General features: G+C 63.3%; 12 protein-coding genes. 9 read left to right on the forward strand and 3 right to left on the reverse strand.

The window, feature by feature from the left end:
• The first annotated feature begins 34 nt into the window (after positions 1–34).
• From ACCO56_RS26465 to ACCO56_RS26490, 6 genes are all read left to right on the forward strand, one after another.
• Positions 35–337, forward strand: a complete 303-nt coding sequence (locus tag ACCO56_RS26465) for a virulence factor (RefSeq protein WP_433643993.1) — start codon at positions 35–37, stop codon at positions 335–337.
• Positions 330–917 (forward strand): methylenetetrahydrofolate reductase C-terminal domain-containing protein, encoded by a 588-nt coding sequence (locus tag ACCO56_RS26470; protein ID WP_433643901.1) that lies wholly within the window; start codon positions 330–332, stop codon positions 915–917. Before ACCO56_RS26465 ends, ACCO56_RS26470 begins: the two co-directional genes overlap by 8 nt.
• Complete coding sequence (locus tag ACCO56_RS26475; RefSeq protein ID WP_433643902.1) at positions 914–2,011, forward strand: methylenetetrahydrofolate reductase; 1,098 nt, start codon at positions 914–916, stop codon at positions 2,009–2,011. The genes ACCO56_RS26470 and ACCO56_RS26475 overlap by 4 nt, the downstream gene beginning before the upstream one ends.
• A gap of 46 nt (positions 2,012–2,057) precedes the next feature.
• Positions 2,058–3,017, forward strand: coding sequence for a methyltetrahydrofolate cobalamin methyltransferase (locus ACCO56_RS26480; RefSeq protein ID WP_433643903.1), 960 nt, complete (start codon positions 2,058–2,060; stop codon positions 3,015–3,017).
• Positions 3,018–3,273: 256 nt separating this feature from the next.
• Positions 3,274–5,298 (forward strand): ASKHA domain-containing protein, encoded by a 2,025-nt coding sequence (locus ACCO56_RS26485; RefSeq protein ID WP_433643994.1) that lies wholly within the window; start codon positions 3,274–3,276, stop codon positions 5,296–5,298.
• 70 nt (positions 5,299–5,368) lie between these two features.
• Complete coding sequence (locus ACCO56_RS26490; RefSeq protein ID WP_433643904.1) at positions 5,369–6,283, forward strand: alpha/beta hydrolase; 915 nt, start codon at positions 5,369–5,371, stop codon at positions 6,281–6,283.
• Here ACCO56_RS26490 and ACCO56_RS26495 read toward each other — a convergent pair.
• Positions 6,261–7,160, reverse strand: a complete 900-nt coding sequence (locus ACCO56_RS26495) for a LysR substrate-binding domain-containing protein (protein ID WP_433643905.1) — start codon at positions 7,158–7,160, stop codon at positions 6,261–6,263. The genes ACCO56_RS26490 and ACCO56_RS26495 overlap by 23 nt on opposite strands.
• A 122-nt stretch (positions 7,161–7,282) precedes the next feature.
• Here ACCO56_RS26495 and ACCO56_RS26500 point away from each other — a divergent pair, with 122 nt between their 5' ends.
• The 3 genes from ACCO56_RS26500 (at position 7,283) to ACCO56_RS26510 (ending at position 9,063) form a co-directional block, all read left to right on the forward strand.
• Positions 7,283–7,468, forward strand: coding sequence for a hypothetical protein (locus ACCO56_RS26500; protein ID WP_433643906.1), 186 nt, complete (start codon positions 7,283–7,285; stop codon positions 7,466–7,468).
• 303 nt (positions 7,469–7,771) lie between these two features.
• Positions 7,772–7,912 carry a hypothetical protein gene (locus tag ACCO56_RS26505; RefSeq protein ID WP_433643907.1) on the forward strand — a complete coding sequence of 47 codons (141 nt, stop codon included), beginning with the start codon at positions 7,772–7,774 and terminating at the stop codon, positions 7,910–7,912.
• A 212-nt stretch (positions 7,913–8,124) separates the two neighbouring features.
• Positions 8,125–9,063 carry a GlxA family transcriptional regulator gene (locus ACCO56_RS26510; RefSeq protein ID WP_433643995.1) on the forward strand — a complete coding sequence of 313 codons (939 nt, stop codon included), beginning with the start codon at positions 8,125–8,127 and terminating at the stop codon, positions 9,061–9,063.
• Between the two features lie 3 nt (positions 9,064–9,066).
• Here ACCO56_RS26510 and ACCO56_RS26515 read toward each other — a convergent pair whose 3' ends face one another.
• Together ACCO56_RS26515 and ACCO56_RS26520 are read right to left on the reverse strand one after the other, a co-directional pair.
• Positions 9,067–9,909, reverse strand: a complete 843-nt coding sequence (locus ACCO56_RS26515; RefSeq protein ID WP_433643908.1) for a DUF1194 domain-containing protein — start codon at positions 9,907–9,909, stop codon at positions 9,067–9,069.
• Positions 9,910–10,023: 114 nt separating this feature from the next.
• Positions 10,024–12,585 (reverse strand): GcvT family protein, encoded by a 2,562-nt coding sequence (locus tag ACCO56_RS26520; RefSeq protein ID WP_433643909.1) that lies wholly within the window; start codon positions 12,583–12,585, stop codon positions 10,024–10,026.
• Between the last annotated feature and the right edge of the window lies 1 nt (position 12,586).

Raw genomic sequence — 12,586 nt, forward strand, 5'->3', positions numbered from 1 at the left:
AATGCTCGGGACAATCTGGCAAAGCGGGCTCGAAATGGCGGAACTGATTGTCGTTTATTGGCGCGATATCCCGGCGCAGGTCATTGTGAAGAAGGGCCGTCAGAGCGCCAAGCGTGAGCTGCCGCTGCGCTTCACCGAAGCGATCGACATGTGCGCGATGCGGACCGGCGCCGGCGAGACGGATGCCTATCTTGCCGAATGGCGCAAGGCAGAACCGGTAACGGTTTCCGACGACCTCGAAACCGAAGCGGAAAAGGCCTTCCAAGACCTCGATGCACAATACGATCGGGAGCGACTGGTCGCCCTGGTCAAAGCAGGCGGCAAGGAAGATGTCTGATACGTCGCCGACCGTCACCCAAGCGACGCTGGTCAGGAAGGCAGCGCCGAAAAGCGACTACAAGCCGGCGGACGTATCGCCGCAAAGACGCGTTCAGCGTCGCTACACAATGCGGCTGTGGTCCGTGCGGCACTCGCGCCTGCTCGAATGGTTCTATGCCCGTTTCGCCGATGCTTTCCTGACGCTCCATCCGCTCTGGAAAGCGATCGGCTACGGCCGGGTCGAAGCTCCGGTGACATTCGTCGAAAAGCGTGTGAAGGGCTTGCTGTTCGACTGCCGCATGTGCGGCCAATGCGTGCTTTCGTCGACGGGCATGTCCTGCCCGATGAACTGCCCCAAGCAGCTTCGCAACGGTCCATGCGGTGGCGTACGCGCCAATGGCAATTGCGAGGTCGAGCCCGACATGCCCTGCGTCTGGGTGAAGGCCTGGGAAGGATCGCGCAACATGCTCCACGGCGATGCCATCCTCGACGTCCAGAAGCCGGTGGACCAGTCATTGCGCGAAACCTCCGCCTGGCTGCGCGTGACCGCGCTGGCCGCGGCGGAACGGGAGAAGAAACGTTCGGGAGCCTTGGCATGAACGGCCGTCCGCCGCAGCGCGACGAGAACCCTGAAGGCGCACATCTGCCGCTGGATCCCCTTCCCGGCCATTCCTCTCGCGGACGCCTCGAGCGCATCTTGCGGCGCGGCGAGTTCGCGGTGACGGCGGAACTCAATCCGCCGGACAGCGCCGATCCGGAAGACGTCTACAACCGTGCCAGGATCTTCGAGGGCTGGGTGGACGGCATCAACGCCGTCGATGCCTCCGGCGCCAACTGCCACATGTCTTCCGTCGGCATCTGCGCCTTGCTCACCCGCATGGGCTATGCGCCGATCATGCAAATCTCCTGCCGCGACCGCAACCGCATCGCCATCCAGGGCGATGTGCTGGGCGCGGCCGCGATGGGGGTCGGCAACATATTGTGTCTCACCGGCGACGGCGTGCAGGCCGGCGATCAGCCGGGCGCCAAGCCGGTATTCGACCTCGACTGCATGTCGCTGCTCGAGACCATCCGGGTCATGCGGGACGAAGGCAAGTTCCTTTCGGGAAGAAAATTGACCACGCGGCCGGAAGTGTTCCTCGGCGCGGCCATCAACCCGTTCGCCCCGCCCTATGATTTCCGCCCCTACCGGCTCGGAAAGAAGATCGCCGCCGGCGCGCAGTTCGTGCAGAGCCAATACTGTTTCGACGTCCCCATGTTCCGCGAATATATGAAGCGGGTGGTCGACCTCGGCTTCGCCGAACGATGCTTCATCCTGTGCGGCGTCGGTCCGCTCGCCTCGGCCAGGACCGCTCGGTGGATCCGCTCGAACGTGCCGGGCGTCCATATACCGGACTCGGTGATCGAACGGCTCGAAGGCGCGGCCGACCAGAAGAAGGAAGGCAAGCAGCTGGCGATCGACATCATCAACGAGGTCAAGGAGATCCCCGGCGTCTCCGGCATCCACGTCATGGCCTATCGCCAGGAGGAATATGTCGCAGAGATCGTCGACGAATCCGGCGTGCTGAAAGGCCGCCGGCCCTGGAAACGCGAGGCGCGCCGGGACGACCAGCTCGTCGCCCAGCGGCTCGAACACATACTGCATGACAATGTCACCGAAACTCAGGCCGAGATGGTGAAGACGGCGCATTGAGCCGGCTTGCGGCATCGACGCAACGAACTTGTCCCACGGAGAGATCATGACCCGCACCATCGTCGCCTCGGCGACAAAAGAGATCATCATCGGTTTCGACCAGCCTTTCTGCGTGATCGGCGAGCGCATCAATCCGACCGGCCGCAAGAAGCTCGCCGCCGAGATGATCGCCGGCAATTTCGATACTGTTCGCAAGGACGCGCTGGAGCAGGCCGCCGCCGGCGCCACCATGCTCGATGTCAATGCCGGGGTCACTGCCGTCGATCCCAACGCGACCGAACCGGCGTTGCTGGTGCAGACCCTGGAGATCGTCCAAGAGCTGGTTGATCTGCCTCTGTCCATCGACAGCTCGGTGACGGCTGCGATCGAGGCGGCACTGAAAGTCGCCAAGGGACGTCCGCTGGTGAACTCGGTGACCGGCGAGGAAGAGAAGCTCGAAGCCATCCTGCCGCTGGTGAAGAAGTACAATGTCCCTGTCGTCGCGATCTCGAATGACGAGACCGGCATCTCCATGGATCCGGACGTGCGTTTCGCCGTCGCCAAGAAGATCGTCGAGCGCGCAGCCGATCACGGCATTCCCGCCCACGACGTTGTGGTCGATCCGCTGGTCATGCCCATCGGCGCGCTGGGCGATGCCGGCCGGCAGGTCTTCACGCTGTTGCGCCGGCTGCGCGAAGAGCTGAAGGTCAACACAACCTGCGGCCTCTCCAACATCTCCTTCGGCCTGCCGCACCGCCACGGCATCAACGCGGCCTTCATTCCCATGGTGATCGGCGCCGGCATGACCAGCGCCATCATGAACCCTTGCCGGCCGCAGGAAATGGAGGCCGTTCGCGGCGCCAATGTTCTGGCGGGCACGGACGAGCACTGCACGACCTGGATCAAGACCTACAAGGACTACAAGCCGGTCGAAGGCGGCCATGCCGCCCCTGCTCCGATTGAGACCGCAGCGAACAATGGCGCCCGCCGCCGCGGCGGCCGCGAGGCGAGAATGGCGAGAGGGTAGAGAGTTCCATCGTGCTCGGCATCACCCCCCTCTGTCCTGCCGGACATCTCCCCCTCAAGGGGGGAGATCGGCCGTCACGTACGTTGTCGCCAATCGCCACGGCTGCGAGAGTATCGTTGATGCCGGAGCTGCCAATCTCCCCCCTTGAGGGGGAGATGTCCGGCAGGACAGAGGGGGGTGGCGCCGAGTGTCCGCATCCCGAGGAAGCACTGAATTGAACCCTCCCGCCAATATCACCGACCCGCTCGTGCTTTTCATGCCGTCCGGCAAGCGCGGGCGCTTTCCCAAGGGCACGCCGATCCTCGACGCAGCGCGATCGCTCGGCGTCTATGTGGAGAGCGTGTGCGGCGGGCGGGCCACCTGCGGGCGCTGCCAGATCGAGGTGCAGGAAGGCAGTTTCGCCAAGCACAAGATCGTCTCCTCGCACGGGCACATATCGGCCAAAGGCCCCAAGGAGGAGCGCTACGAGCGCATCCGCGGCCTGCCGGAAGGCCGTCGCCTCTCCTGTTCCGCCACGATCGAGGGCGACCTCGTCATCGACGTGCCGCAGGACACCGTCATCAATGCCCAGGTGGTGCGCAAGGCCGCAACCGACAGGGTCATCGAACGCGATCCGGCCGTCCATCTCTGCTACGTCGAGGTGGACGAGCCGGACATGCACAAGCCGCTCGGCGACCTCGACCGGCTCAAGTCCGTCCTCGAGAAGGACTGGGGCTGGAAGGACCTCCTGATCTCGCAGCATCTCATCCCGCAGGTGCAATCGATCCTGCGCAAGGGGAATTGGACCGTCACCGCCGCCGTCCACCGCGACGCCGGCTCTTCCCGACCCTTCATCATCGGACTGTTTCCCGGCCTGAAGAACGAGGCCTACGGCATTGCCTGCGACATCGGCTCCACGACGATCGCCATGCATCTCGTGTCGCTTTTGTCGGGCCGCATCGCCGCGTCGTCCGGCACGTCAAACCCTCAGATCCGCTTTGGCGAGGATCTGATGAGCCGCGTTTCCTACGTGATGATGAATCCGGACGGCCGCGAAGCGATGACCAAGGCCGTGCGCGAGGCGGTCAACGCACTAATCGCCAAGGTGTGCCAGGAAGGCGGGGTCAACAAGGAAGACATCTTCGACTGCGTGTTCGTCGCCAATCCGATCATGCACCATCTCTTCCTGGGCATCGATCCGACAGAACTCGGCCAGGCGCCGTTCGCGCTCGCCATTTCCGGCGCGCTGCAATGTTGGGCACGCGAACTCGACATCGCCGTCAATCCCGGCGCGCGCCTCTATATGCTGCCATGCATTGCCGGCCATGTCGGTGCCGATGCGGCGGCCGCCACCCTGTCGGAGGGCCCATACCGGCAGGACAGGATGATGCTGCTGGTCGATGTCGGCACCAATGCCGAGATCGTACTCGGTAACCGCAAACGGGTCGTCGCGGCCTCGTCGCCGACAGGGCCGGCCTTCGAAGGCGCGGAGATTTCCTCCGGACAACGCGCCGCGCCCGGCGCGATCGAGCGCGTGCGCATCGATCCCGAAACGCTTGAACCCAGGTTCCGCATCATCGGCGTCGAGAAATGGTCGGACGAAGAAGGTTTCGCGGAAGCGGCCGCGGCGACGGGTGTTACAGGCATCTGCGGCTCGGCGATCATCGAGGTGATCGCCGAGATGTATCTGTGTGGCATCGTCTCCGAAGACGGGGTGGTCGACGGCACGCTGGCCGGCAGAAGCCCGCGCATCCTTCAGAACGGCCGCACGTTCTCCTATCTGCTCCATGACGGCGAGCCGCGCATCACTGTCACTCAGAATGACGTGCGCGCCATTCAGCTCGCCAAGGCCGCGCTTTATGCCGGGGTAAAGCTTCTCATGGAAAAGCAGGGCATCGACCATGTCGACACGATCCGCTTCGCCGGAGCCTTCGGCTCCTTCATCGACCCTAAATACGCCATGGTGCTGGGGCTGATCCCGGACTGTGAGCTGTCGGAGGTGAAGGCCGTCGGGAACGCGGCCGGCACCGGTGCATTGATGGCGTTGCTCAACCGCAACCATCGCCGCGAGATCGAAACGGAAGTGGCGCGCATCGAGAAGATCGAGACAGCGCTCGAACCCCATTTCCAGCAGCTTTTCGTCGACGCCATGGCCTTGCCCAACAAGGTGGACCCTTTCCTCAAGCTCTCGGAGCAGGTGAAGCTGCCGCCACGCAAGGCGGTCTCGGAAGGCCTCGGCGGCGGGGATGGCGCGCCTCGCCGGCGCTCCCGCGAGGAACGCGCGGCACGGCGCAGGAGCTGATTGACTTTTCAGCTGGCTCCGGCAGGTTTGGGAAAGTCCGAGCGGGCGCGGCCGCGCCGTGGAATTCCGTATGCCGAGCCTGAAAAGCCATCTCGTCGCCCTGGTTCTCAAGCACAGCCGCAAGAAGGCGTTCACCAGCGCCGAGGGGTTGCATCGCTGGATCGACCGTGCGCGCAAGACGCAGGACCACCGCCCGCCCGCCAAGATCGCTGCGCGCCTGGACGTCACGAAGCGTGACGTCCATGGGTTCCCGGTATACGAGATAACGTCGGCACGTCCCGGTTCCATGCGCATCCTCTACCTGCATGGAGGCGCCTATGTCTTTGAGATCACCAAGTTTCATTGGGGGCTGATCGCCGAAATGGCGGAGCGGCTTTCCGCGCGCATTACCGTGCCGATCTATCCGCTGGCGCCGGAACATGACTTCCACGCCATGTTCGGCATGGTAAACGAGGTCTACCGCCAGATGCTTTCCAAGATGCCAGCGGAAGACATCGTCTTCATGGGCGATTCTGCCGGCGGCAATATGGCCGTTGTGCTCACCATGATGGCCCGACAGGAAGGCCTGCCTGCACCGTCCCGGCTGGTGCTGATCTCGCCCGGCCTCGACATGTCGCTGGCCAATCCGGAGATTTACGAGGTGGAGCGCATCGACCCTTGGCTCGGCATCCCCGGCGGAATGGAAGCAGTGCGCCTCTACGGAGCCGGCATCGCACCCACGGATTGGCGCATCAGTCCGGTCTATGGAGATCTCGCCACCCTGCCCCCAACGCTGCTCTTCGCCGGGACCCGCGACCTGCTCTATCCCGACAGCAAGCTTTTCGCCGAACGGGCGCGTGCGGCGGGCGTCGATGTCGAACTCGTATCCGGTCCCGGCATGATCCACGTCTGGCCGCTGATCGATATGCCGGAAGCCCGGAAGGCGCGCGACAGGATGGTCGCCTTTCTCAGCATGCCCGTGCTCAGAACCGTCCCGTCTCCCTGAACACCTCGAAGGCGGCACGGATGTGGTCGGCAGCCGCCTGCACAGGCGGGCTGGCCTCCGGCGAAACGATCATGGCCACGCTGTAGGTTCCGATATCCGGCATCCCATCCTTGGTGCTGAGTTCCACCATGTCGCAGCCCAGAAACGATTTCGGCAACGGCGCCACGGCAAGGTCGGCCATGATGGCGGCACGTTGCCCAGCGGTATGCGCGCTCATATAGGCAATCCGGAAATTGCGCCCTTCCCGACCGAGCGCCTCCAGCGCGCCCGCACGCCAGGCGCAACCCTCCTCCCATAGTGATACCGGCAACGGCTCGCGCAGATGAGCGCAACCGCCCTTGGCGCCCGCCCAGACGATCGGTTCCGTCAGCAGAACCTCCGTACCCTCCATGCTGACCTTGAAGGAATTGGTGAGCAGCGTGATGTCGAGCGTGCGGTCGTCCATGCGTCGGCGAAGATTGCTGCTCTGGTCGATGACCACGTCGACGGCGATCGACGGATGCGACTGGGCGAAACGCTTCAGGACATGCGGCAGGACACGCTCGCCATAGTCGTCCGGCGAACCCAGGCGGACCACGCCGGTGATATCGGGAACGATGAACTTCGACACCGCCTCGCGATTGATCGCCAGCATGCGACGCGCGTAACCGAGCAGCATCTCGCCATCGGTGGTCAGGGATACCGAGCGCGCATCCCGCGAGAACACGGCGCGCCCCAGAATATCCTCCAATTTCTTGATCTGCATGGAGACGGCCGAGGGCGTGCGGAACACGGCATTTGCCGCCGTCGTGAAACTGCCGGTTTCGGCAATCGCAACGAAGGTGCGCAACACGTCGAGGTCAAGCAGCGGAAGCGGATGATTGAGCGGAGCAGTCATGGCACGCCTTCAATTTTATTGAATTGGACGATCATTCCATTTCGTTTGATTGAACACTAGGGAAGCGCGATAGTCAACATGGATCGGAAGGAAACCGGTCGCCAACAGAGAGGAGAAGGACAATGTCGCTCATCTCAGCATTGCGGCATTACGCAAATGATTGGCAGGCAGCGCGGGCCGAGATACGGACCCGGCGGATCATCGATGCCCTGCCGCTGGAAGTTCAGAAGGATATCGGCTGGCCCGACGCGGTCCGCCACCACCGCCTCCCGCTCAGCGTCGGTTCCTGGGCCGGGGGAAACAGATAATGTCGAGGGAAACTGGCCTGCCGCGGGCCGGCAGGCCAACTCCCCCGCGAGCGACGCGAGGCCGGCACGGCGTCCCTGAACAAAGTGGGCCGCCGGCAACCGGCGATTTCAACGCCTTGTAATCCATGCAAGAAATTGGATAGGTGCGGCAGCAGGTCGCAGCCCTGATGTCGCTTTTGCCGTGGGCCGCTTCGTATTTTGCGCCTTATGCGTGCCGCGCGATTACTATATCCAGCGCGTCAACGAGATGCCCCACTCCAGCACGCGAAGGCACCCGTGTAACGACGGCATGGAGCCTGTGTCATGAAACTCTTCTCCCGCTTTTTCTCTGCCCGTCGCTCTACCAACATGACCACCACGTTGGAGCGCCAACGCCTTGGCAAGACGATGCCTGGGCAGACCGCCGCCATCGCGGGGACGAGGCTCGGCGTGTTCGTCGGTTGATCGGAAGGGCGTCGCTGTTCGAAAAGCGTCACGCGTCGCAAATTTTGTCGCTCCCTTCCGATGCAGGCGATTGACAACAATCGCTTTTGCTAAGACGCTTTGCTGATCGCGACATTCTGTTCGCGTCATAGCGCTTCGGGGGGAGGTCCGTGAACGCTGTCAAGCATCCGATCAAACGATCGCTGGTTTTCTTTCTCGTACCTGATTTCACCATGGTCGCCTTCGCGACCGCGCTGGAACCGCTGCGCATTGCCAATCGAATGCTGGGCTACGAGGCGTATCGTTGGCGCCTGGCGAGCGCCGACGGCAAGCCGGTGCCGGCCTCGAACGGCGTCCTGTGCGCCGTCAACACCTCGCTCGACGACGAGCGGCGGAAGATGGCTGGCCCCGAGCGTCCGTCGATGGCGATCGTCTGCAGCGGCATCAATGTCGAGACTTATCAGAACAAGTCCGTCTTCGCCTGGCTGCGCGAGGAATACAATCGCGGCGTGGCGATCGGCGGCCTGTGCACGGGCGCACATGTGTTGGCGGCGGCCGGCCTGCTTTCCAACAAGCGCTGCGCGATCCATTGGGAAAACCTGCCGGGTTTCTCCGAAGCCTTCCCCAAGGCCAATGTCTTCGCCGACCTCTTCGAGGTCGACCAGAACATCTACACCTGCGCCGGGGGTACGGCCGCACTGGATATGGTGCTCAAGCTGATCGGGGACGATTTCGACGACAGCCTGGTCAACCGTGTATGCGAGCAGGTGCTGACGGATCGTGTCCGCAGCCCGACCGACCGTCAACGTCTGCCGCTCAGAGCTCGTCTGGGCGTACAGAACGCCAAGGTGCTCAGCATCATCGAATTGATGGAAGCCAATCTTTCGGAGCCCTTGTCGCTTATCGAGATCGCCGACGATGTCGGCCTGTCGCGCCGCCAGATCGAACGGTTGTTCCGGCACGAGATGGGCCGCTCGCCGGCACGATATTATTTGGAGATCAGACTCGATCGCGCCCGCCATCTCCTGATCCAGTCGTCGCTACCCGTGGTGGAAGTGGCCGTCGCCTGCGGCTTCGTCTCGGCTTCGCATTTCTCCAAATGCTACCGCGAGCTCTATTCGCGCTCGCCTCAACAGGAGCGGGTGGACCGCAAGCAGCTGTTGGCGGCATAGACCCTACCGCACGTCCCACATGCCCGAACGGTCGCGCCAGAGCTTCTCGCCGGCCATGCAGTCGTAGCCGGATTTGTCCTGGGCGAGCAGCACCGGCAGGCGGCCTTCGTTGGCTCCGGGTCGAGGCGCGGTACCGGCCAGCTCCAGCACCAGCTTGCGACGCACCGCTTCCGGGAACTGCGACCAGTCATTGACCGGAATCATGAAGGCGCCCGGCCCGCCGATCACGCAGTCGGCGTAATAGCGATCGAGATCCTCGACATCATAGGCGCTGACCAGGCCGCCATTGGTCATCAAGGGCAGGCCATTGATGATGATGCCCTGAGCGACCACCGCGTCGCGGGTGAAGTGGACGGGAGCACCCTGGTTGTTAGGGCCATCGCCCGAGATGTCGATGACGCGCTTGGCGCCACGGAACTGGCTCTCCGCGAAAAGGTCGGCTCCGAACTCCAGCGCGCTCGAGATCGAAGTGCGACGCGCGCTGCTGGGCGGCGTCGTCGACAGGCGCGCCGCGATCCTCTCTGCATCCTGCCGCGTCTCGATGACAGTCCAGGGGACGACGACATGATGCGTGGTCGTTCCGGCCCATTCGAAATAGGTGATGGCGATCCGTCCGTTGGCGCCTTGCGCGATGGCGTCGATCACACGCTGGTCGGTCAAGGCCGCCGCGTAGCCATCGCGTTGGATGTCGAGCTCGGTCGGCGACATCGACAGTGACACGTCGACGGCAAGGACGAGTTCCACGTCCACCGCTTCGGAGGCTCGGGCCTGTTGAAAATTGAAGAGAGCCAGCGCGAGGACCGCGCCGAGAGTCAGAATCCGCCGAGGGCAAAGCAGACGAGACATCCGCAAAGTATATGCAGGACATCACGCGAATAAAGAAATGGCGCGCCGGAATTGCACGGCCCTGCTTCACATTTGCGCGATCTGCCACCTCGGCCGCCCCGCGTGGCGCTGTCCTCAGCTCCGGGGCCTCAGGTTCTCCGGGTCGTACAGCGGCTTGTAGCCAACCGCCGCCACTTCGACCGGATAGATCTCGCCGAAATATTCGACGTTCAGCTTGCGGCCTTGCTGGCAATACGCCCATGGCAGGTATGCGAGCGCGATGTTCCTGCCGATGGTCGGGCCGTAAGCGACAGAGGTCGTGAAGGATCGGCGGCCGAGTTCATCGACCAGCGTCGTGCCGGTCTCGGGATCCATCACCGGCATCGTGCCGACCGGATAGCGGGCGACGCCCTTCGAATCGACATTGTCCGTCATGACGAGCGTGCAGAGCATGGCCGGCTGTTGCGCCCTGGCGCGATATTCCAGATGCTTTGCCTTGCCGCGAAAATCGGCCTCCTTGACCTTCGGTCGGGCAAGATCGGCCTCGAAAAGATTGTATTCCGTCAACAGATCCGCATTCTGCAGGCGCAGGCTCTTCTCCATGCGGCGGCTGTTGGCATAGGTTTCGACGCCAACGGCCATCGCGCCGGTCGACCGCAATGCGTCCCAGACGGCCAGCCCGTCCTCATAGGTCATATGCAGTTCCCATCCCTGCTCTCCCACATAGGAGATGCGGAAGGCGGTCACTTCTTTTCCGGCGATCCTGACGGGCTTTATAGCGGCGAAGGGAAAGGCGTCCGGCGTCAGGCCGTTCGGATCCTCCACGACCCTCTGCAGCGTCGAACGTGCGTTCGGCCCCCAGATGCCGATGGTGATGAACTTCTCCGTCACGTCCGTAATGGTGACATCATAGCCTTTGTCTTCGGCTACCCGGCGCATGTAGTTGAAGTCGCGCGGTCCGGCATCTGCGCCGTCGACCACACGGCAGCGATCGGTCATGCGGAACACGGTCAGATCCGCGCGCACCATGCCCTCGTCGTCGAGGAAGTGGGTATAGATGCCTTTGCCGATCATGTTGTCGCCGCCGATCCTGGCGGCGCACAGCCATTCCATCAGGGCGACATGATCGGGCCCCTCGACGTCGTAGATCGCGAAATGCGACAGGTTCACGATGCCGCAATCCTCGCTCATGGCGAGATGTTCGGCATTGGAGACTCGCCAGAAATGGCGGTTGTCCCACTCGTTCTCGCGCCGCGGCACGCGGTTGCCGTACTTCTCCAGCAGGTGCTCGTTGGCGGCATAGCCGTGCGCGCGTTCCCAGCCGCCGAGTTCCATGAAATAGCCACCGAGTTCCTTCTCGCGCTCCCAGAACGGAGAGCGGCGCACGTTTCGGCCGGTTGCATAGGGCTCGCGCGGATGCACCGCCGGATTGTAGATCTTCTGCGCCGCTTCCCCGCAGCGGCCTTCGATGAACTTCTCCTCCATCTGATGCGGATAGAAACGCGCATAGTCTATTCGCGCATGATCGATCGGCGTCCGGCCGTCTGTCATCCAGTCGGCGACGAGCTTGCCGATGCCGGGGCCGTCCTTGACCCAGACCGCAACGGCATACCACAGCCCCCTCACCTTCTGGCTCTCGCCTACGGAAGAGCCGCCATCCGCTGTCACCTGGAGAAGTCCGTTGAAGGAATGGCTCTCGTTATAACCCAGTTCTCCCAGGATCGGCGTGAGTTCGATTGCGCGTTCGAGCGGCTCGAGGATCTGTTCCATGTCGAGATCGCGTTGCGAGGGCGACAGGCGGGCCTGGTCCTTCTCCAGGACATCGCGCGGATGGCACAGGCGCGGATTGGTCTGCTCGTAATAGCCCCACTCGATCTGCCCGCCTTCCGCGGTTTTGGGATCGCCGGTGTCACGCATGTAAGCCGAGTTGCCCTGGTCGCGCAGGAGCGGCCAGCCGATCTCCTTCCCGGTCCCCGCGAACTCGGTATAGGGCCCAAAGAAGGTGAGCGGATGGTCGACCGGCATGACCGGCAGGTCCTCGCCCGCCATTTCCGCGATCAGGCGGCCCCAAATGCCCGCGCACACCACCACATGGTCGGCTTCGATCGTGCCACGATCGGTCACCACCCCTTTGATGCGGCCGTTTTCGATGACGAGCGATCGGGCCGGCGTGTTCGCGAAGGCCTTGAGCTTGCCCGAGGTTTCGGCCTGGTCGACCAGCTTGCCCGCAACCGTTTGCGAGCGCGGGACGACGAGGCCGGCATCGGGATCCCACATGCCGCCCTGCACCATTTCCTCCTGGAGCAGCGGGAATTTCTGCTTGACCTCGGCGGGGCCGATCAGGCGTGCGCGCGTGCCGAAGGCCTTTGCCGAGGCCACCTTGCGCCTGATCTCCTCCATGCGGGCGTCGTCGCCGACGCGGGCGATCTCAAGACCGCCGACACGCGCGTAGTGGCCCATCTTCTCGTAGAAATCGATGGAGTAGAGCGTCGTCCAGCAGGACAGGAAGTCATGGCTGGTCGTGTAGCAGAAGTCGGAGGCGTGCGCCGTCGAGCCTATATCGGTCGGGATGCCCGACTTGTCGATGCCGACTATGTCGTCCCATCCGCGCTCGATCAGGTGATGGGCGACGGATGCTCCAACAATACCACCCAATCCGATGATGACGACCTTCGCCTTTTCCGGAAACCCTGCCATT

It is taken from the genome of Mesorhizobium sp. 1B3 (genome assembly GCF_050958605.1).
Taxonomy (GTDB): domain Bacteria; phylum Pseudomonadota; class Alphaproteobacteria; order Rhizobiales; family Rhizobiaceae.

Excerpts from the sequence above, each read along its gene's own strand:
- ACCO56_RS26480 (WP_433643903.1), top strand. The coding sequence starts at position 2,058 with ATGACCCGCACCATCGTCGCCTCGGCGACAAAAGAGATCATCATCGGT.
- ACCO56_RS26515 (WP_433643908.1), bottom strand. The coding sequence starts at position 9,909 with ATGTCTCGTCTGCTTTGCCCTCGGCGGATTCTGACTCTCGGCGCGGTC.
- ACCO56_RS26465 (WP_433643993.1), top strand. The coding sequence starts at position 35 with ATGGCGGAACTGATTGTCGTTTATTGGCGCGATATCCCGGCGCAGGTC.
- ACCO56_RS26490 (WP_433643904.1), top strand. The coding sequence starts at position 5,369 with ATGCCGAGCCTGAAAAGCCATCTCGTCGCCCTGGTTCTCAAGCACAGC.
- ACCO56_RS26485 (WP_433643994.1), top strand. The coding sequence starts at position 3,274 with ATGCCGTCCGGCAAGCGCGGGCGCTTTCCCAAGGGCACGCCGATCCTC.
- ACCO56_RS26470 (WP_433643901.1), top strand. The coding sequence starts at position 330 with ATGTCTGATACGTCGCCGACCGTCACCCAAGCGACGCTGGTCAGGAAG.
- ACCO56_RS26500 (WP_433643906.1), top strand. The coding sequence starts at position 7,283 with ATGTCGCTCATCTCAGCATTGCGGCATTACGCAAATGATTGGCAGGCA.
- ACCO56_RS26520 (WP_433643909.1), bottom strand. The coding sequence starts at position 12,585 with ATGGCAGGGTTTCCGGAAAAGGCGAAGGTCGTCATCATCGGATTGGGT.
- ACCO56_RS26495 (WP_433643905.1), bottom strand. The coding sequence starts at position 7,160 with ATGACTGCTCCGCTCAATCATCCGCTTCCGCTGCTTGACCTCGACGTG.
- ACCO56_RS26475 (WP_433643902.1), top strand. The coding sequence starts at position 914 with ATGAACGGCCGTCCGCCGCAGCGCGACGAGAACCCTGAAGGCGCACAT.
- ACCO56_RS26505 (WP_433643907.1), top strand. The coding sequence starts at position 7,772 with ATGAAACTCTTCTCCCGCTTTTTCTCTGCCCGTCGCTCTACCAACATG.
- ACCO56_RS26510 (WP_433643995.1), top strand. The coding sequence starts at position 8,125 with ATGGTCGCCTTCGCGACCGCGCTGGAACCGCTGCGCATTGCCAATCGA.